We start from the raw sequence: 18,600 nt of genomic DNA, 5'->3' as shown, positions 1-18,600 counted from the left end.
GCCGGAGCGGGTGCTCCGGCCGGCCGCCGGGACGTGCTGGAACGGCCCTGCAGCGGGGTCCTCGTTCAGTCGCGGCTGAGCTTCCGGTAGGTGGCGCGGTGCGGGCGCGCGGCCTCCGGGCCGAGCCGCTCGACCTTGTTCCTCTCGTAGTCGGCGAAGTTGCCCTCGAACCAGAACCACTTCGAGTCGCCCTCGTAGGCCAGGATGTGCGTCGCCACGCGGTCGAGGAACCAGCGGTCGTGGCTGACCACAACGGCGCATCCCGGGAACTCCAGCAGGGCGGACTCCAGGCTGGTCAGCGTCTCGACGTCCAGGTCGTTGGTCGGCTCGTCGAGCAGCAGCAGGTTGCCGCCCTGCTTGAGGGTGAGTGCCAGGTTGAGGCGGTTGCGCTCACCGCCGGACAGCACGCCGGCCGGCTTCTGCTGGTCCGGGCCCTTGAAGCCGAACGCGGCGACGTAGGCCCGCGAGGGCATCTCGACGTTGCCGACCTTGATGTGGTCCAGGCCGTCGGAGACGACGTCCCACAGCGTCTTCTTGGGGTCGATGCCCGAGCGGTTCTGCTCGACGTAGGAGACCTTGACCGTCTCGCCGACCTTGATCTCGCCGTCGTCCGGCTTCTCCTCGCCGACCAGCATCTTGAACAGGGTGGTCTTGCCTGCGCCGTTGGGGCCGACGACACCCACGATGCCGTTGCGGGGCAGCGTGAAGGACAGGTCGTCGATCAGCACCCGGTCCCCGAAGCCCTTGGTGAGGTCGTGGCTCTCGACGACGACGCTGCCCAGCCGCGGGCCCGGCGGGATCTGGATCTCCTCGAAGTCCAGCTTGCGGAACTTGTCCGCCTCGGCCGCCATCTCCTCGTAGCGCTGCAGGCGCGCCTTGCTCTTGGCCTGGCGGGCCTTGGCGCCCGACCGCACCCACTCCAGCTCCTCGGCCAGCCGCTTCTGCCGCTTGGCGTCCTTGGCGCCCTCGACCTTGAGCCGGGCGGCCTTGGTCTCCAGGTAGGTGGAGTAGTTGCCCTCGTAGGGGTAGGCCCGGCCCCGGTCGAGCTCGAGGATCCACTGGGCGACGTTGTCCAGGAAGTACCGGTCGTGGGTGACGGCCACGACGGTGCCGGCGTACTTCTCCAGGTGCTGCTCCAGCCAGGCGACGCTCTCCGCGTCGAGGTGGTTGGTGGGCTCGTCGAGCAGCAGCAGGTCCGGCGCCTCGAGCAGCAGCCTGCACAGCGCGACGCGGCGGCGCTCACCACCGGAGAGGACGGTGACGTCGGCGTCGCCGGGCGGGCAGCGAAGCGCGTCCATGGCCTGCTCGATGCGGGCGTCGAGCTCCCAGCCGTCGTGCTGCTCGATGACCTCCATGAGCTCGCCCTGCTCGGCCAGCAGCGTGTCGAAGTCGGCGTCGGGCTCACCCATCGCCGCGCTGACCTCCTCGAAGCGGGTCAGCGCGTCGCGCAGCGGCTTGACCGCCTCCTCGACGTTGCCGCGCACGTCGAGTTCCTCGTTGAGCGGCGGCTCCTGCAGCAGGATGCCGACCGTGGCGTCCGGCGCCAGCATCACGTCGCCGTTGGAGGGCTGCTGCATGCCGGCCATGATCTGGAGGACGGTCGACTTGCCGGCGCCGTTCGGGCCGACGACACCGATCTTGGCGCCGGGCAGGAACGACAGGGTGACGTCGTCCAGGATCACCTTGTCGCCGTGCGCCTTGCGCGCACGCGCCATCGTGTAGATGTACTGAGCCACTGGGCTTCGAGGCCTTCCGTCGGTTCGCGAGTGGCGGGCGGGCCGGCCGTGTGCCGGCCCGCCCCCGTGCGTTCTCCCCTCCGATCCTCCCAGCCCGGCCGACTAGGCGTGCGCGGGCTCCATGGCGAGGTCGGCGGTGTCCGCATGGTGCAACGCCTCCGGGGCCGTCTCGTAGTCCCGGCCGGCCACCAGGTCGTCGGAGAGGGCGTCGCCCGCTGCCGCCGGCACGGGCACCGACTCCACCTGGCGAGCCGACCGGCTGCGCTTGAACACCCCGGTGCCGCGGGCCAGGTTGTGGCCGACGGCCGCGGCACGGATGCGGGGCGTGCTGCGCCGCCCGTTCTCGCCCTCCCAGCTGTGCGTGGTCAGGGTGCCCTGCACGATGACCGGGTCGCCCTTGCTGACGCTGCCGGAGACGTTGCCGGACAGGTCGTTCCAGCACTCGACGTCGACCCAGAAGGTGCCGGCGTCGACGAACTCCTGGGTCTGGCCGTCGAAGCGCCGCGCGGTCGCGGCCAGGCGGAAGTTGGTGACGGCGCCGCTCTCCAGGCTGACGCGGCGCGGCGAGTCGACGACGTTGCCGACGACGGTGACGTGGGTGTCGTTCACGGTGCTCCTCAGGGGCTGTCCGCCGGGACCGGCGGGGACCGGCGCGGTGCCGGCGTGCTCCGACCGTGGGCCGTGGCCGCTCGGCACGGGACCGGCGGCGGGCATCTGTGGACGGCCGGTGCCCCTGTGGACGGGCGGGCCGGGAACGTCCGACGCCGGGCCTGCACTCCCCCGCGCGAGCAGGGCCGACCGCCCGCGGCGGCTGGACCGGGGAGGCGGGGGTGCGATGATCGGACGCCGAGCGCCCGTAGCTCAGCGGACAGAGCAGCGGTCTTCTAAACCGCCGGTCGCAGGTTCGATCCCTGCCGGGCGCGCCCACAAGTGCGGCACCAGTGAGCGGCAAGTCCCTCTTGAGTGCTGCGCGGGACCGTTCCTCCGCCACCCGCCACAGGAGGACGAGGACATGAGCCCGCAGACCGGCCACCCCGGGTACCCGACCCCGCAGCCGCCGTACCCGCCGAACACCGCGCCGGGCCAGCCGGCCGGGCCGTACGGCCCGCCGCCCGCCGGCTCCGGTGCCCCGGTGCCGCCTCCCCCGCGCCGCCGCACCGGCGCCGTGGTCGCCGCGGTGGTGACCACTCTGCTGGTGATCGGCGGCCTGGCCGTGGGCGCGCTGTTCCTGTTCGGCAGCCGGTTGCTCGACACCGCGGAGGCGGAGCGCGAGATCACCCGGATCACCAAGGAGCAGTTCGGCCTGGCGCCGTCCGAGGTCACCTGCCCGGACGACGTGCCGCTCGAGGCGGGCACGACGACGACCTGCACGGCGACCCTCGACGGCCAGCCGGTGTCCTACACCGTCGAGCAGACCGACGACGAGGGCAACGTGCAGATCGCCAGCGTCGAGGACTTCGTCGTCATCGCCAACGTGGAGGCCGCGCTGGTCGAGCAGGTGGGCGCCGAGGCCCAGGTCGAGGTCGTCGCGACCTGCGACGCGGACGGCCGGACCCTCCTGGTCGAGGGCTTCGGGACGCCGATCCCCTGCACGGTGACCAACGCGACCGACCCCACGGACGGCATCTCGGTCCTCGCCACGGTCGACGAGGCCGGGGCCGTCAGCTACGAGCCCGTGTGACCCCAGCAGGACCCGTGGACGCGGTGGCGCCGGCCGGCGCCACCGCGTCCACGCGTGCCCGTCGGTGTGCTCACGCTCCAAGGGCGTTCCTCGCGCTCCCGGAGTCGGGCATGATCCCCGGAGAGCGAGGACCACCCGGGAGCCGCGGACCACAGGGGTCGAGCCGTGGACAGCGGGGGCGGCTCCGGATCAGTCCGGGTGCGCGGCGAGGAAGGCACGCGCACTGCGCGCGTCACGCGTGAGCCCCGCACCGGAGACCGTCATCAGCACGGCGAAGGCGACGGCGATCCCGACCCGCCACCAGGCCGGGAACGCCATCGCCTGGCCGACCCACAGGAACGTCAGCCCGACGCTGTTCCCGACGAGCAGACGCTGGTGCACCATCTCCTCGGCCAGCCGCCGGGCCAGTGCGGTGCGAGCCGGGTCGACGGGAGCCTGGCCACGGACCTGCGCCCGCAGCTCCACCTGCCGCCCGGCTGTGCGGGCGAGCAGCGGTGTGCCGCGGTCCCGCCGTCGTCGGAGCCCTCGAAGCGTGCGGGTGACCGAGACGAGCGAGACGACGATCCCGAGCGTCATCAGCGCGAAGCCGGCCACCGCCTGCCACAGCGGCGGCTCGGCCGAGGACCCGCCGTCGTCCACCAGCACGACCACCGGCAGCAGGAGCAACGCGCCGAAGACAGCCACACCCAGCACCGCCGGCACCCGCCGCTGCCGGTGCAGCCGCGACCGGGCGGCGTCGTCCGGCCCGCCGGAGAGCAGGCGGTCGGCCTCGGCGTCGGCATCCGCGGGCGGGCGCTGGTCGTCGGACATCGGCGGCAGCATGACGACCGGCGGCGGTCGGCCGCCCGTGCGTCACCCGGCCAGGTGACGGGTCAGCGGCCGCGCTGCTCCGGCGGGACCCAGCCGATCGCCGGGGCGACGTGGCGGGCCACGGTCTCCAGGAGCCGCGCGTTGTACTCGACACCGAGCATGTTCGGCACGGTGAGCAGCAGGGTGTCCGCCTCGCGGACGGCGGCGTCCTTCGCGAGCTCCTCGGCCAGCTGGTCGGGCTCGCCGACGTAGCTCTTGCCGAACCGGGCGCGCACGCCCTCGAGCAGGCCGACCTGGTCCTCACCGGACCGCTCGCCGAAGTACTGCCGGTCGAGGTCGGTGGTGACGGGCATGACGCTGCGGCTCACCGACACCCGCGGCGTCCGTTCCCAGCCGGCCTCGGCCCAGGTGGCGCGGTAGCGGGCGATCTGGTCGGCCTGCAGCTCGTCGAAGGGCACGCCGGTGTCCTCGCTCAGCAGCGTGGAGCTCATCAGGTTCAGCCCCTGGCGGGCGGCCCACTCGCCGGTCGCCCGGGTGCCGGCGCCCCACCAGATGCGGTCGGCCAGGCCCGGCGACTGCGGCTGGACGGCCAGCCCGCCCGGCACCCCGCCGGTCATCCGCGGGTCGGCGTCCACCAGCCGCTCACCCCGGATCGCGGCGAGGAACAGCGCCGTCTTCTGCCGGGCGAGGTCGGCGTCCGACGACCCCTCCGATGGCAGGTAGCCGAACGCCTCCGAGCCGCGCAGCGCCGTCTCCGGTGACCCCCGGCTGACGCCGAGCTGCAGCCGGCCGTCGCTCAGCAGGTCGGCCGCCGCGGCCTCCTCCGCCATGTACAGCGGGTTCTCGTAGCGCATGTCGATGACGCCGGTGCCGATCTCGATGCGGCGGGTGCGCGCGGCGATCGCGGCCAGCAGCGGGAACGGCGAGGCGAGCTGGCGGGCGAAGTGGTGCACCCGCACGTAGGCGCCGTCCAGCCCGATCTCCTCGGCGGCGACGGCCAGCTCCAGGCTCTGCACCAGCGCGTCCCGCCCGGTCCGCACCTGCGAGCCCGGGATCGGCTGCCAGTGCCCGAACGACAGGAACCCGATGCGCTTCTCCATCACCCTCACCTCTCGTCTCCCTGCTGCGGTCGAGCACCGGGAGCCCCGCGCGTGTTCCCGCCCGCGCCGGCGACCACCCGGACGGCGACCCGCGCGCGCCCCACCCGTCACTCCTGCCTCCCCGTGAACGGGAAGTGACGATGTGTGACCGGATGACCACGACTCTCCGTCGACGGGTTCCCTCGCTCGACGGCTCCGGTCCCGCACCCTGTCCGGGTGAACCCGAGCGCCCCCGACGTGTCGCGTCCCCCGGCGGGGACCCTCGACGCCGCCGCCGGCTCGAAGCTCCGCGCCATCGACACCCTGCTCGCCGACCGCGGCCAGCTGTTCCGCGCCCTCTTCCTCACCGCGCCGATCCCCAAGGCCCTCGTCGACCTCGACGGCCACCTGCTCGTCGTCAACGACGCGCTGTGCGCCATGACCGGGCGCGCGCCCGAGGACGTGGTCGGTCGGCACGTCGACCTGCTCGCCCACCCCGACGAGGCCCCGGTGCCCGACCGCGGCGAGGGCCCGCTCGACCCCTGGCTGGGCGTCGACGGCGAGCGCCGGCTGCGGCACGCCGACGGCTCCGAGGTCTGGGCCACCCAGTCGCACGAGGTCGTCCACACCAGCAGCGGGACGCCGCAGTTCGTCGTCCTCTCGCTGGTGGACGTGACCGACCGCCGCCGCGCGGAGGAGGACCTGGTCCGCCGGGCGTTCACCGACCCGCTGACCGGCCTGCCCAACCGCCGCGCGCTCGGCGACCGGCTCAACCACGCCCTCGCGCTGTCCCGCCGCCGCGGGCTGCAGGTGGGGCTCGTGCACATGGACCTCGACCGGTTCCAGGCGGTCAACGACGTCCTCGGCGTCGAGGCCGGCGACCAGCTGCTCATCCAGGTCGCCGACCGGCTGCGCTGGAGCACCCGCGTGGAGGACACCGCCGTCCGCCTCGGTGCCGACGAGTTCCTCATCCTGGCCGAGGACGTGGAGGACCTCGACGGGCTGCGCACGATGGCCGACCGGCTGCTCGCGGTGCTCGACGACCCGTTCCTGATCGGCAAGCGCGAGATCGTGCTGTCGGCCAGCGTCGGGCTCACGCTGGGCTCCGACGTCGCCCCCGACGACCTGCTGCGCCAGGCGCACGCCGCGCTCACCCGCGCCAAGGCCGACGGCAGCCGGGCGCGCATCGAGGTGCACGACGGCGGCCTGTCCGACAGCGAGGTCGACCAGCTGCAGCTGGAGGCCGACCTGCGCAACGCGCTGGAGGCCGACGAGCTGCGGCTGTTCTACCAGCCGATCGTGTCGCTGGCCGACGAGACGCTGCTCGGCTACGAGGCGCTCATCCGCTGGCAGCACCCCACCCGCGGACTGCTGCCGCCCGGCGCGTTCCTCGCCGCGGCCGAGGACAACCGGCTCACCTCCCGGCTGGGCGCCTGGGTGCTGCGGCAGGCCTGCTTCGACGCCGCCGGGTGGCCGGCCGGGCTGCGGGTGCACGTCAACATCTCCGCCCGGCACCTGGCCGAGCCCGGCTTCGCCGACCTGGTCGCCGACGCGCTCGCCGGGTCCGGGCTGCCGCCGGAGCGGCTGGAGCTGGAGATCACCGAGTCGACCGCGCTGTTCGCCGCCGACGCCACCCTGCAGGCGGTGTCCGAGGTGACCGACGCCGGGGTCACCCTGGCGCTGGACGACTTCGGCACCGGCTACTCGGCGATCACCGCGCTGCACCGGCTGCCCATCCACACCGTCAAGATCGACCGCTCGTTCGTCGCCGACGTCGTCACCGAACCCTCCACCGCGGCGCTCGTGCAGGGCCTGGTGCAGCTGGGCCTCGGCATGGGCCTGCAGGTCATCGCCGAGGGCATCGAGGACCTCGACCAGGCCGACTGGCTGCGCGAGCACGGCTGCGAGATGGCCCAGGGCTACGCGTTCGGCCGGCCGGCGCCGCTGCCCACCACCATCCCGAGCACCGGGGACGTCGACCTGACCGGGACGCTGCCGCCGGGCGAGGTCACCGTGCAGGACGTGCTGGCCGGCGAGGCCGTCGTCACCTCCGGGCTGCCGCCCGTCCCGGCCCCCGGACCGCCGACCACCCGGGCGATGTCGGTCGACGACCTGATGGCCGAGGACCTGCCCGGGGCCGAGCCGACCACCGAGGGTCCGCCCACCGAGGACCGCCGGCTCGACGCGGACTAGCGTCTCGTGGCCCCCTGCAAGGGGGTCCTCTCTCAGCCGCGCGGCAGCGCCAGCGGCACCGGCCTCTTGGCGGCTCGGCCGTCCCCCGAGGAGCGGCCGCGCAGCCGCCGGCCGATCCACGGCGCGACGAAGCCGCGCACCCACGCCGCCTCCTCGGCCAGCGCCGCCCGCAGCGCGCGCGGCGGTTGCGGGGGCAGTGGGGTGCGCCAGTCGTCGTCCACCCGCAGGCCCAGGGCGGTCGCCGCGGCCAGCGCCGTGCGGCGGTGGCCCTCGGGCGTGAGGTGGATGCGGTCGCCGTCCCACATCCGCCAGTCCTGGATCCAGGCCGCACCCCACTGGTCCAGCACGACGGCGCCGTGCCGGGCGGCGATCGACCACAGCGAGGTGTTGAAGACCGCGACCCGGCCGCGCGTGCGGCGCAGGATCGGCGTCTGCCGCGGGTCGACCCCGGTGGCCAGCAGGACGTCGGCACCGGCGGCCCGGAAGCGGGCGACGGCGGCCTCCAGGGCGGCGGCGAGCCCGTCGGGGTCGGCGCCGGGGCGCAGCAGGTCGTTGCCGCCGGCGACCAGGCTGACCAGGTCGGGCTCCGCGGCCAGCGCGACCGGCACCTGCTCGGCGAGCACCTGCCCGAGCAGCCGCCCGCGGATGGCCAGGTTCGCGTACTCCAGCTCGCCGTCGGCCGCGGCCGCGAGGTGCCCGGCCAGCCGGTCGGCCCAGCCCCGGTACTCCCCCGGGCGCTCCGGGTCGGCGTCGGACAGCCCCTCGGTGAAGGAGTCGCCGAGGGCGACGTAGCGGCGCCAGGTGGTCCGGGAGGGTCCGAGCTGCACGCCTCCACTCCAGCACGGTGACCGGGCACACCGCCGGCCGCCCTGGGAGGCTGGCCGGGTGCGGACGACGGGCAGCAGGGAGGTCTACCGCAATCAGTGGATCCGGGTGCGGGAGGACGAGGTCGAGCGCGCCGACGGCAGCGCCGGCATCTACGGGGTGGTGGAGAAGCCGCACTTCGCGCTGGTGCTGCCGTACGAGCGCGAGGGCTTCTGGCTGGTCGAGCAGTACCGGTACCCGGTCGGGCGGCGGGCCTGGGAGTTCCCGCAGGGCACCTGGACGGCGGGGCCGGGCGGCTCGGCCGAGGAGCTGGCCCGCGCCGAGCTCGCCGAGGAGACCGGCCTGCGCGCCGGGTCCCTGCGCCACCTGGGGCACCTGGACCTCGCGCCGGGGCTGTCGACCCAGGAGTTCGACGTCTGGCTGGCCACCGGGCTGACCCCGGGCCCGACCGCGCGCGAGGCCACCGAGGCCGACATGCGGCAGGCCTTCGTGACCGAGGCGGAGCTGCGGGCGATGGTCCGCGACGGCCGGTTCACCGACGGGCCCAGCCTGGCCGCCTACGGCCTGCTGCTGCTCGACCGCGGCTGACTGCGGTCGACCGGGCGATGCCCCGGCCCGGCGACGGTGTGCGCAGGAGCGCAGTTCCCGGCTCTGGAACCACGCTCCGGCGCACACGGTCGGCGTCGAGAGCGCGTGTGGTCGACTGGCGGCCATGCCGGTCGACCCCGCCACGTTCGCCGAGGCACTGCGCCAGTACGCCGCCGGGGTGTGCCTGCTGACCGTCCGGGACGGCATCGACGACGTCGGCACCACCGTCTCCTCGGTGATGAGCGTGTCCGCGCAGCCGCCGCTGGTCGCCGTCGGCCTGTCCGCGGGCGGCTACCCGGCCGAGGTGCTCGAGGAGGTGGGCCGCTGCGCGCTCACCGTGCTCGCCGCCGAGCACGCCATCGTCGCGAGCCGGTTCTCCTCCGCCGGACGGCCCAGCGCCCGCCACCTGCTCGAGTCGGTGCCGTGGCACCGGGCGGAGGGCAGCGGGGGGATCGTGCTCACCGGCGGCCTGGTCGCGCTGGACTGCCGGCTGGAGCGGCTGGTCGAGGCCGGCGACCACGTGCTGGCGCTGCTCTCCGCCGACGACGTGCTGCCCGGCGACGCGTCGGCGGTGCCGCTGCTCCGCCACCGGGGCCGCTACGTCGACGCGAGCGGGGAGCCCGCCGGCCGCGGCTGACGGCGTTGTCACATCCGCGGCCCCGGTGGTGCTCTACGGGTGTGGAACTCGTACGGCCATCGGTCACCGCACCAGTGCCCCTCCCCGGGCCGCGCGGCGCGGCCCGGCCCTGGACTGAGCGGGGCGCGGGCATGCCACGGGGTCGGGTCGACGTCCGGACGGACCTCGAGGAGGTCTTCCGCGGCCACTACGCGCGGGTCGTCGCCGTCGCCGCTCGCGTGCTCGGCTCCCGTGACCAGGCCGAGGACGTCGCCCAGGAGGTGTTCCTCTCCTTCGGGCGCTCCGCGGTGCCGGCCGGTGACGCCGGCGGCTGGCTGACCGTGGCGGCGACCCACACCGCGCTGAACCTGCTGCGCTCCGGCCGCCGTCGCAGTGCCCGCGAGGAGGCCGCCGGCGACGGTCCGGCCGTCGTCCCCGACGTCGCCGACCTCGTGATCACCCGCGAGGAACGGAGTTCCGTCCGCGCCGCGCTCGCCCGCCTGCCGCACAAGCAGGCGGCCGCGCTGGTGCTGCGGCACAGCGGCCTCAGCTACGCCGAGGTCGCGGCCGCCCTCGAGATGTCCCCCGGGAGCGTGGGCACCACCGTGCGCCGCGCCGAGTCCGTCCTGCTCAAGGAGCTGAACCGCCATGCGTCACCCGAGTGAGGGCGTCCTGCGCCGACTCGTCGACGAGCCGGCCGGCGTGACCGACGCCGACCGCGCCCACGTCGCCGGCTGCCCGACCTGCCTGCGCGCGGTGGACACCGCACGCACCGAGGCGCGGCTCGTCGGCGCCGCGCTCACCACACCGGCCCCGGTCGACACGGATGCCGGCTGGGCCCGGCTGTCGACCACCCCGGCGGCCCCGGCACGACGGGCGCGCGTCGATCGCAGCCGGTGGGGCGCGGCGGTGCGCCGTCCGGCCGTCGCGGCCCTCAGCGCGGTGCTGCTGGTGACCGGGGCGGGGGTGGCGGCGGCCAACGACTGGCTGCCGATCTTCCAGACCGAGCGCGTCGACCCGGTCGAGGTCACCTCCACCGAGCTCGTCCAGCTGCCCGACCTCTCCGCCTACGGCGACCTCGAGGTCACCCGGGAACCCGGCACCGAGCAGGTGGCCGACGCCGCGACGGCGCAGGCGCGGACCGGGCTGGCCGTCCCCGAGGTCGCCGAGCTGCCCGAGGGCGTGACCGGGGAGCCGGTCCACCAGGCGGCCGGCACCGTCGGCGCGACGTTCACCTTCTCGGCCGAGAAGGCCGCGCAGGCGGCGGCTGCCGAGGGCGAGGTCCTGCCGCCCGCGCCCGCCGGACTGGACGGGAGCACGCTCCGGATCGAGGCCGGCCCGGGCGTCGCGGCGGTCTGGACCCAGCCCACCGGGGTGCCGACGCTCGTCGTCGCCCGCGTGGTCGCGCCCACCGTCTACTCCTCCGGCGTGCCGTTCGAGACCGTCCGCGACTACCTGCTGTCCCTCCCGGGCCTGCCCGACGGTCTGGCCGACCAGCTGCGCGACCTCTCCACCGACGCGGCCACCCTGCCGCTGCCCGTCCCGGCGGACCTGGTGACCAGCTCCACGGCGGACGTGGGGGGCGCGGAGGCCACCGTGCTCACCTCCCGCGACGGCCTGCTCGCCGCGGTGGTCTGGGTGGAGGACGGCGTGATGACCGGGGTCGCCGGGTCGGTGAGCGCCGACGAGCTGCTGTCGGTCGCCCGTGAGCTCCGGTGACGCCGCTACCGTCCGCGGGATGACCTCCGACACCGCCGCCGCGCGTCCCGCGGCCGGCGAGCTCACCGGTCTGCCGCCGTCCGCGGCGGTCTGGTGCTCCGGCCTGCACAAGCGGTACGGACGCCGGACCGCCGTCGACGACGTCTCCTTCTCGGTCGCCCGGGGCGAGGTGCTCGGCCTGCTCGGGCCCAACGGCGCCGGGAAGACCAGCGTCATCAAGATGCTGCTGGGCCTCGTGCGGCCCGACGCCGGCGAGGTGCTGCTGCTGGGACGACGGGTCACCGACCCCCGGTCCCGCAGCGCCGTCGGGTACCTGCCCGAGCTGTTCCGCTACCAGCCGTGGCTGACCGCGGCCGAGGTGCTGGACCTGCACGTCCGGCTGGCCCGTGTGCCGGTCGGTGCCTCCGAGCGGCGGGAGTGCCTGGCGCTCGTCGGCCTCGGCGACCGCGCGGGCGACCGGGTCGGGGGCTTCTCGAAGGGCATGCAGCAGCGGCTCGGGCTCGCCGTCGCGCTGGTCGCCCGGCCCGAGCTCGTCGTCCTCGACGAGCCGACCAGCGCGCTGGACCCGCTGGGCCGGGTCGACGTCCGCGACATCGTGCTCTCGCTGAGGTCGCGTGGCGTCGCCGTGCTGCTCAACTCCCACCTCATCGGCGAGGTGGAGCGCGTCTGCGACCGGGTGGTGATCCTCGACCGGGGCCGGGTGGCCGCGTCGGGCACCCTGGCGGAGCTGCTCGGGCAGCGCGAGGTCCGGCTGCGACTGGGGGGCCTCGACGGCCGCGCCGAGGACCGGCTGCGCGCGGCCGGATCGCTCACCCGGACCGGCGACTGGTTCACCGTGGCCCTCCCGGCGGAGGACGACGGGGTCACCGTGCCGGACCTGGTGCGCGACCTGGTGGGGCTCGGTGTCCGGGTGCACGCCGTCGAGCCGGTCCGGATCAGCCTCGAGGAGCGCCTGCTCGGCATCCTGCGCCACGACGAGCCCGAGGTGTCGGCCCGGTGACCGCGCTGACCGTCGCCGGGCTCACCCTGCGCGAGGCCTTCCGGCGGCGGGTCGTCTGGGCGCTGCTGGTCCTGACGGTCGCGCTCCTCGCGCTCAGCGGCTGGGGGTTCTCGAAGCTGATCGGCCTGGACACCGAGCTGGGCACCATGACCAGCGGCGAGGCCCGCCTCGTGGCCTCGGTGCTGCTCAACCTGATCATGTTCGGGTTCAGCCTCATCGCGGCGATCGGCACCGCGTTCCTCGCCGGGCCCACGCTGGCCGGCGAGGTGGAGTCGGGGCAGGCGCTGGCGGTGCTCGCCCGGCCGGTCCGCCGCTCGGCCGTCCTGCTCGGCAAGTGGCTGGGCCTGGTCGCCTTCGGCTCCGGCTACGTGGTCCTGGCCGGCCTCGCCCAGATCCTCGTCGTCCGCGCAGCGGTCGGTTACTGGCCTCCGGCACCCGCCGGGGGACTCGCGCTGCTCGCGGCCCAGACCGTCGTGCTGCTGACGCTGGCCCTGCTGCTGTCCAGCGTCGTCTCCCCGATGGCGTCGGGCATCATCGCGGTCGGCCTCTTCGGGGCGACCTGGGTCGCGGGCGTGGTCGGCGGGATCGGCGGGGCGCTGGGCAACGAGGGCGTCGAGCGGGTGGGCACCGTGTCGCGGGTCGTCCTGCCCACCGACGGCCTGTGGCGCGGGGCGATGAACGCCTTCCAGGACCCGATCGCCCTGGTGCAGATGGGCCCCGGCGAGGCCGGGTTCCCGTTCCTCAGCGATGGCCCCCTGACCGTCGCCTACCTGGCCTGGGCGGCGGTGTGGATCGCCGTGGTGTGGGGGCTCACGGCGATGTCCTTCTCCCGGCGCGACATCTGAGAGCCGCTGTCCGCCCCACCGTCCGGGGGAGCTGGTCATGGAAGTCGGTGCGGCGACGCGCCGGACGGACCCGCCGGGTCGACACCACGGCTCCATGATCGTCGGGAGGGACGGCCGCAGGTCCAGGACGAGCGGCGGGGGCCCGCGGGACCCGGGTCGGGGCCCCTGCGAGGCGGGGAACGCGCGCGTCACGTCGCGGGGATAGCGTCGGAGCGATGACCGAGCCGCTGAACCCCTCGCCGTCCGCCGTGCGCCGCGCACTGGCCCGCGCCGAGCGCGGCGTCTCCCTCGACGCCGTCGAGGCCGAGACGCTGCTGCACGCCCGCGGCCTGGGCGAGGGCGAGCCGCTGGACCGGCTGCTGACCGCGGCGGGGCGCGTGCGGGACGCGGGCCTCGCCTCGGCCGGGCGGCCGGGGGTGGTGACCTACAGCCGCAAGGTGTTCATCCCGCTCACCCACCTGTGCCGCGACCGCTGCCACTACTGCACGTTCGTGACGACGCCGGGCGCGCTGCGCACGGAGGGCAAGGCGCCGTTCCTCTCCCCCGACGAGGTGCTCGACGTCGCCCGCGCCGGCGCCGCGCTCGGCTGCAAGGAGGCGCTGTTCACCCTCGGCGACCGCCCCGAGGACCGCTGGCCGGTGGCCGCCGAGTGGCTGGAGGCGCACGGGTTCGACTCGACGCTGGCCTACCTGCGGGCGATGGCGATCCGGGTGCTGGAGGAGACCGGGCTGCTGCCCCACCTGAACCCCGGCGTGCTCACCTGGGAGGAGATCCAGCGGCTCAAGCCGGTGTCGGCGTCGATGGGGATGATGCTGGAGACCACCGCCACCCGGCTGTGGTCGGAGCGGGGCGGCCCGCACTTCGGCAGCCCCGACAAGGAGCCCGCCGTCCGGCTGCGCGTGCTGGAGGACGCCGGCCGCTCCGCCGTCCCCTTCACCACCGGCGTGCTGCTGGGCATCGGCGAGGAACCCGCCGAGCGGGTGGACGCCGTCCTGCAGATCCGGGCCGCCGCACGGCGGCACGGGCACGTGCAGGAGGTCATCGTCCAGAACTTCCGGGCCAAGCCGCGGACGGCGATGGCCGCCCACGACGACCTGGACCTGCAGGAGTACGTCGCCGCGGTCGCGGTGACCCGGTTGCTGCTCGGCCCGAGTGCGCGGGTGCAGGCGCCGCCGAACCTGTCGGACTCCACCGAGCTCGGGCTGCTGCTGCGCGCCGGGGTCGACGACTGGGGCGGGGTCTCCCCGCTGACCCCCGACCACGTCAACCCCGAGCGGCCCTGGCCGAACACCGACAAGCTGGCCGCGCTGTCGGCCGAGGCCGGCTACGAGCTGCGCGAGCGGCTGGCCGCCCAGCCGCCCTACGTGCTCTCCCCCGAGCCGTGGCTGGACCCGCGGGTGCGCCCGCACGTCGCCGCGCTCGCCGGGCCGGACGGGCTGGCCGTGGAGGGCCGGGTCCCGGCCGGGCTGCCGTGGCAGGAGCCCGACGAGGCGTGGACGTCGTCGGGCCGGGTCGACCTGCACGTCGAGGTGGACACCTCCGGGCGGACCGGCGACCGGCGCAGCGACTTCGACGCGGTCTACGGCGACTGGGCCGAGCTGCGCTCGCGCACCGAGAGCGCCCGCGACGGCACGTCGACCGCGCTGGCCGCCGGCGACCCGGCGGTGCACGCCGCCCTGCGGCACGCGGAGGTCGACCCGGCCGGGCTGACCGACGACGGGTACCTGGCGCTGCTGGGTGCGGACGGTGCCGACCTCGAGGCGCTGTGCGCGCTGGCCGACGCCGTCCGCCGGGACACGGTCGGCGACGACGTCACCTACGTCGTGAACCGCAACGTCAACTTCACCAACGTCTGCTACACCGGCTGCCGGTTCTGCGCCTTCGCCCAGCGGCGCACCGACGCCGACGCCTACACGCTGTCGCTGGAGGAGGTCGGCACCCGCGTCGACCGGGCGTGGGCCGCCGGGGCCACCGAGATCTGCATGCAGGGCGGCATCCACCCCGACCTGCCCGGCACCGCGTACCTCGACCTCGCGCGCGAGGTGAAGCGCCGGCAGCCCGGCATCCACCTGCACGCGTTCTCCCCCATGGAGATCGTCAACGGCGCGGCCCGCACCGGGCTGTCGTTCGAGGACTTCCTGGTGGCCGCTCGCGAGGCCGGGCTGGACAGCGTGCCGGGGACGGCGGCGGAGATCCTCGACGACGACGTCCGCTGGGTGCTCACCAAGGGCAAGCTGCCGACGGCGACCTGGCTGGAGATCGTCACCACCGCGCACCGGGTGGGCCTGCCGACGACGTCGACGATGATGTACGGCCACGTCGACACCCCCGCCCACTGGGTCGCGCACCTGCGCACGCTGGCCCGGGTGCAGGACGAGACGGGCGGGTTCACCGAGTTCGTGCTGCTGCCGTTCGTGCACCACAGCTCGCCGATCTACCTGGCCGGCGTCGCCCGCCCCGGGCCCACGGTGCGGGAGAACCGCGCCGTGCACGCCGTGGCCCGGCTGCTGCTGCACGGTCGGATCCCGAACGTCCAGACCTCCTGGGTGAAGCTCGGCGAGGCCGGCACCCGGGCGGTGCTGCAGGGCGGGGCCAACGACCTCGGCGGCACGCTGATGGAGGAGACCATCAGCCGGATGGCCGGCAGCGAGAACGGCTCGCTGAAGACCATCGCCCAGCTGGAGTCGACGGCCGCCGCGATCGGCCGCCCCGCCCGGCAGCGGACGACGGAGTACGGCACCCCGTCGGCCGAGCGGCTGGCCACCGCCCGCTCCGAGGAGGGCCGCCGCGCACTGGACCTCTCGATCACCCCGGCCTGAAGAAGGACCCCCTTCCTCCCCACCCTTCGCAGGCTCAGGGCGGGTCCCGGGAAGCGGGCCTGGGTCAGCCGCGGGTGCGCCGGAGTGGAGGCAGCGCCCAGGCCGCACCGAGTTGCGCGTCGAGCTCCGGCTCGAGCGGCGAGAGGCCGGCGCCCGGGTACGGGGTGAGCTCGCCGAACCACAGCTCGCCGTCCACCTCGTAGCAGTCGACGCGCAGCATGTCGAAGCCGTCGGCGAGCGCGGTGGCCGCCTTGAGCAGGTCCTCCAGGCGCTCGGGCGGGGCGGCGTCCGGGCCGGGGCGGTAGCCGATGGTCCAGGGCAGCGGCTCCCACGCCGGCGAGTAGAGGCGGACGCGGTGGTCGTCGCCCCGGCCGGTGTGCAGCTCCACCAGCCGGGGCTCCCCGCCGACGACGAGGACCTTGAGGTCGGCGGGCACCGTGCCCGGGACGCCGATGAACTCCTCGACCAGCAGGGCCGGCCGCGCCCGCCGGTAGGCCCACTCCTCGCTCGTGCGCCAGTACCGCTCCTCGACCCAGCCCGCGGTGCGCCGGCGCAGGTCGGCGACGTCGGCGGGGCCCCGGCCGAAGAGCCGGCGGATGCAGGAGTGGTTGGGCTTGAGCACCCAGGAGCCGGGCAGGTCGACGTCCGCCAGCCCGGCCACGTCGGTGCCCGACCAGAGCGTCTGGGGGACGCGCACCAGGCCGGGCGCGAGCGTGCGGGCGTGCTCCTTCATCGCCAGCTTGTCGCAGGTGGGCGCGAGCAGCTCCCGGCGGTCGACGGTGATCCGCCAGTTGAGCTTCTCGGTGAAGGTCCGCGGCCGCAGCAGCCGCGGGAACCGGCCGGTGGTCCGCCGGTACAGCAGGCTCCGGCGCACCGGCGCCGGGAGGAGGGCGGACACCGCCCGACCCCACCAGCGATCCGACCTCCCGGCAACGCGAGGTGCGGGTGGCGTGCCCCGTCCGCCGGCGGTTACCTCCCGCTCGAGGAGGGTGGCGACGCGGACGGCGGCGGGAAGCTGGGCCGCGGTCGTGGGCGTGCTGGCCTCCTGCACCTCGACCGTGGCGGGCACCGCGTCCCCCGGTGGACCGCCCGACCTCGGCGTGACGCACCACCTGACTCCCGGCGACTGGGTCCTGCTCGGCGCGGTCTTCGTGGCCATGGGGGTGTCATCGCCGCGGAGGCCCTGCCGATCGGCCGCACGGCCCGCCGGTGGGCACCCGGCACCGCGCCGACGCCGTCCCCCATGCCTGCCTGAGCCCGGTCAGCCGGCCGGGCGCGCCAGCTCCACCACTGCTCCGACCACCTCCGGGCCGTCGAGCAGCACGGGGTCGTTGTGGTCGGCGCCCGGCACCTCGACCACCCGGTGCAGCTGCGCCGCCGCGTCGGCCACGGACCGGCTCTGCTCCGGCGGCACGATCGTGTCGCGGCTGCCGTAGACGACCGTCGTCGGGACCCGCACGGTGGCGAGGGCCTCGGCGACCGGGTGGCGCTCGCGCAGCAGCAGGCCCACGGGCAGGAAGGGGTAGTGGACCCGGCCGACCGAGGGCAGGTCGACGAACGGCGAGCGGAGGACCAGCCCGGCCGGCGGGTGCTCCGTGGCGAGCTCGGTGACCACCGCGGCGCCCAGGCTCTCGCCGAAGTACAGGAGTCGCTCCTGCGGTACGCCGACGTCGGCCACCAGGAAGTCCCGCGCCGCGCGCACGTCGAGCGCCAGGCCGGCCTCGCTCGGGCTCCCGGGGTTCCCGCCGTACCCGCGGTAGTCGAACAGCAGGACCGACAGCCCTTCGGCGTTCAGCGCCCGCGCCAGCGGGGCGCGCAGCCCACGGTGCCCGCCGTTGCCGTTGGCGACCAGGACCGTGGGCGCACCCGGAGCCGCGGCGGGCAGGTGCCAGGCGGCGAGGGCCAGTCCGTCGTCGGTGGTGAGCGCGACGTCGCGGGCACCAGGGAGGACGGTGCCCGCGGCGCCCACCGGACCGTCGTCGGGCAGGTAGATCAGGGAGCGCTGGAACGTCCACAGCAGGCCCACCAGGAGAGTCAACAGCACCACGACGGACACGACGCCGCGGAGCACCCGCCGTCCCCGTGCGCGCGACCGGACGGCGTCCCGGTCGACCGGCCGCCGGGGGCGTCCCCCGACGTCCTGCCCGGTCCGGGCGGGCGACCTCCTCGGGGACCTGCCGGCTCGTCCTCCACCGGGTCCCCCGGATGCGCGGGGTGGCATGGCCGTCATGGTGCCGGGAGGGCGTCGGTGGCTGCCCCTACGGTGACCGGCATGGCGGAGCAGGTGACCCCCTTCCTGATGTTCACGGGCGACGCGGAACGCGCGATCGAGCTCTACACGTCGCTGTTCGACGACGCCCGCCTCCTCACCCTCACCCGGTGGGGAGCCGAGGGGCCCGGCGCGGAGGGGACGGTCTCCCAGGCCACCTTCTCCATCGCCGGGCAGGTCTTCCGCTGCTTCGACAGCCCCCCGGTCCACGACTTCACCTTCACGCCGTCCTTCTCCGTCTTCGTCGACACCGGGTCGGCCGAGGAGCTCGAGCGGTTGTTCGCGGGGCTCTCCGAGGGCGGCACCGTCCTGATGCCGCTGGACGACCACGGCTTCAGCCGCCGGTTCGGCTGGGTGAACGACCGCTTCGGGGTGTCCTGGCAGCTCAACCTGCCCTGAGCCCGCGCGCGCCGGAGCCGG

17 protein-coding genes and 1 tRNA gene are annotated in these 18,600 nt (G+C 75.2%); 11 read left to right on the top strand and 7 right to left on the bottom strand.

Annotation, left to right across the window (positions count from 1 at the left end; translation table 11 throughout):
- Positions 1–65: 65 nt before the first annotated feature.
- Together ettA and BLR12_RS13360 are read right to left on the bottom strand one after the other, a co-directional pair.
- Positions 66–1,736, bottom strand: a complete 1,671-nt coding sequence (ettA, locus tag BLR12_RS13365) for an energy-dependent translational throttle protein EttA (RefSeq protein ID WP_091378858.1) — start codon at positions 1,734–1,736, stop codon at positions 66–68.
- A 102-nt stretch (positions 1,737–1,838) separates the two neighbouring features.
- Entirely contained in the window at positions 1,839–2,345 is a 507-nt protein-coding gene (locus BLR12_RS13360) for a single-stranded DNA-binding protein (protein WP_091378854.1), read from the bottom strand.
- A 241-nt stretch (positions 2,346–2,586) separates the two neighbouring features.
- On the opposite strand from BLR12_RS13360, the gene BLR12_RS13355 reads away from it, so the two are divergent.
- Positions 2,587–2,659: transfer RNA gene (locus tag BLR12_RS13355), tRNA-Arg, on the top strand.
- An 89-nt stretch (positions 2,660–2,748) separates the two neighbouring features.
- Complete coding sequence (locus tag BLR12_RS13350; RefSeq protein ID WP_091378851.1) at positions 2,749–3,417, top strand: DUF4333 domain-containing protein; 669 nt, start codon at positions 2,749–2,751, stop codon at positions 3,415–3,417.
- 189 nt (positions 3,418–3,606) lie between these two features.
- Here BLR12_RS13350 and BLR12_RS13345 read toward each other — a convergent pair whose 3' ends face one another.
- Entirely contained in the window at positions 3,607–4,227 is a 621-nt protein-coding gene (locus BLR12_RS13345) for a hypothetical protein (RefSeq protein ID WP_143018772.1), read from the bottom strand.
- 62 nt (positions 4,228–4,289) lie between these two features.
- Positions 4,290–5,327: an LLM class flavin-dependent oxidoreductase gene (locus tag BLR12_RS13340; RefSeq protein ID WP_176832503.1), complete on the bottom strand. Its 1,038-nt coding sequence runs from the start codon at positions 5,325–5,327 to the stop codon at positions 4,290–4,292.
- A gap of 216 nt (positions 5,328–5,543) precedes the next feature.
- On the opposite strand from BLR12_RS13340, the gene BLR12_RS13335 reads away from it, so the two are divergent.
- On the top strand, positions 5,544–7,499 hold the full coding sequence (locus BLR12_RS13335) for a putative bifunctional diguanylate cyclase/phosphodiesterase (RefSeq protein ID WP_091378841.1): 1,956 nt from the start codon (positions 5,544–5,546) through the stop codon (positions 7,497–7,499).
- A 32-nt stretch (positions 7,500–7,531) separates the two neighbouring features.
- On the opposite strand, the gene BLR12_RS13330 is transcribed toward BLR12_RS13335, so the two are convergent.
- Positions 7,532–8,326 carry an SGNH/GDSL hydrolase family protein gene (locus BLR12_RS13330; protein WP_091378838.1) on the bottom strand — a complete coding sequence of 265 codons (795 nt, stop codon included), beginning with the start codon at positions 8,324–8,326 and terminating at the stop codon, positions 7,532–7,534.
- Between the two features lie 58 nt (positions 8,327–8,384).
- On the opposite strand from BLR12_RS13330, the gene BLR12_RS13325 reads away from it, so the two are divergent.
- From BLR12_RS13325 to BLR12_RS13295, 7 genes are all read left to right on the top strand, one after another.
- Positions 8,385–8,912, top strand: coding sequence for an NUDIX domain-containing protein (locus BLR12_RS13325; RefSeq protein ID WP_091378834.1), 528 nt, complete (start codon positions 8,385–8,387; stop codon positions 8,910–8,912).
- A 124-nt stretch (positions 8,913–9,036) separates the two neighbouring features.
- Positions 9,037–9,549, top strand: a complete 513-nt coding sequence (locus BLR12_RS13320; protein WP_091378831.1) for a flavin reductase family protein — start codon at positions 9,037–9,039, stop codon at positions 9,547–9,549.
- A 131-nt stretch (positions 9,550–9,680) separates the two neighbouring features.
- The gene (locus BLR12_RS13315) at positions 9,681–10,193 is read left to right on the top strand and encodes a sigma-70 family RNA polymerase sigma factor (protein ID WP_091378828.1); all 513 of its coding nucleotides are present in this window, start codon (positions 9,681–9,683) and stop codon (positions 10,191–10,193) included.
- On the top strand, positions 10,177–11,247 hold the full coding sequence (locus BLR12_RS13310; protein ID WP_091378823.1) for a hypothetical protein: 1,071 nt from the start codon (positions 10,177–10,179) through the stop codon (positions 11,245–11,247). Before BLR12_RS13315 ends, BLR12_RS13310 begins: the two co-directional genes overlap by 17 nt.
- 19 nt (positions 11,248–11,266) lie before the next feature.
- Positions 11,267–12,247 carry an ABC transporter ATP-binding protein gene (locus BLR12_RS13305; protein ID WP_091379872.1) on the top strand — a complete coding sequence of 327 codons (981 nt, stop codon included), beginning with the start codon at positions 11,267–11,269 and terminating at the stop codon, positions 12,245–12,247.
- On the top strand, positions 12,244–13,092 hold the full coding sequence (locus tag BLR12_RS13300) for an ABC transporter permease subunit (protein WP_091378820.1): 849 nt from the start codon (positions 12,244–12,246) through the stop codon (positions 13,090–13,092). Before BLR12_RS13305 ends, BLR12_RS13300 begins: the two co-directional genes overlap by 4 nt.
- 215 nt (positions 13,093–13,307) lie before the next feature.
- The gene (locus tag BLR12_RS13295; RefSeq protein WP_091378816.1) at positions 13,308–15,911 is read left to right on the top strand and encodes a bifunctional FO biosynthesis protein CofGH; all 2,604 of its coding nucleotides are present in this window, start codon (positions 13,308–13,310) and stop codon (positions 15,909–15,911) included.
- Between the two features lie 64 nt (positions 15,912–15,975).
- Here BLR12_RS13295 and BLR12_RS13290 read toward each other — a convergent pair whose 3' ends face one another.
- The gene (locus BLR12_RS13290; protein WP_176832502.1) at positions 15,976–16,809 is read right to left on the bottom strand and encodes an ATP-grasp fold amidoligase family protein; all 834 of its coding nucleotides are present in this window, start codon (positions 16,807–16,809) and stop codon (positions 15,976–15,978) included.
- Between the two features lie 363 nt (positions 16,810–17,172).
- The gene (locus tag BLR12_RS13285) at positions 17,173–17,982 is read right to left on the bottom strand and encodes an alpha/beta hydrolase (RefSeq protein WP_091378812.1); all 810 of its coding nucleotides are present in this window, start codon (positions 17,980–17,982) and stop codon (positions 17,173–17,175) included.
- A 201-nt stretch (positions 17,983–18,183) separates the two neighbouring features.
- On the opposite strand from BLR12_RS13285, the gene BLR12_RS13280 reads away from it, so the two are divergent.
- Positions 18,184–18,579, top strand: coding sequence for a VOC family protein (locus tag BLR12_RS13280; RefSeq protein WP_091379869.1), 396 nt, complete (start codon positions 18,184–18,186; stop codon positions 18,577–18,579).
- Positions 18,580–18,600: the final 21 nt, after the last annotated feature.

It is taken from the genome of Geodermatophilus sp. DSM 45219 (assembly GCF_900104025.1).
Lineage (GTDB): Bacteria > Actinomycetota > Actinomycetes > Mycobacteriales > Geodermatophilaceae > Geodermatophilus.
Note: the sequence above shows the minus strand (reverse complement) of the source record. Positions and strands in the feature narration are given on the sequence as shown.

What these genes read in the sequence shown, in the direction of transcription:
- BLR12_RS13345 (WP_143018772.1), bottom strand. Translation starts at nt 4,227, where the DNA reads ATGTCCGACGACCAGCGCCCGCCCGCGGATGCCGACGCCGAGGCCGAC.
- BLR12_RS13310 (WP_091378823.1), top strand. Translation starts at nt 10,177, where the DNA reads ATGCGTCACCCGAGTGAGGGCGTCCTGCGCCGACTCGTCGACGAGCCG.
- BLR12_RS13320 (WP_091378831.1), top strand. Translation starts at nt 9,037, where the DNA reads ATGCCGGTCGACCCCGCCACGTTCGCCGAGGCACTGCGCCAGTACGCC.
- BLR12_RS13315 (WP_091378828.1), top strand. Translation starts at nt 9,681, where the DNA reads ATGCCACGGGGTCGGGTCGACGTCCGGACGGACCTCGAGGAGGTCTTC.
- BLR12_RS13340 (WP_176832503.1), bottom strand. Translation starts at nt 5,327, where the DNA reads ATGGAGAAGCGCATCGGGTTCCTGTCGTTCGGGCACTGGCAGCCGATC.
- BLR12_RS13280 (WP_091379869.1), top strand. Translation starts at nt 18,184, where the DNA reads ATGGCGGAGCAGGTGACCCCCTTCCTGATGTTCACGGGCGACGCGGAA.
- BLR12_RS13305 (WP_091379872.1), top strand. Translation starts at nt 11,267, where the DNA reads ATGACCTCCGACACCGCCGCCGCGCGTCCCGCGGCCGGCGAGCTCACC.
- BLR12_RS13350 (WP_091378851.1), top strand. Translation starts at nt 2,749, where the DNA reads ATGAGCCCGCAGACCGGCCACCCCGGGTACCCGACCCCGCAGCCGCCG.
- BLR12_RS13295 (WP_091378816.1), top strand. Translation starts at nt 13,308, where the DNA reads ATGACCGAGCCGCTGAACCCCTCGCCGTCCGCCGTGCGCCGCGCACTG.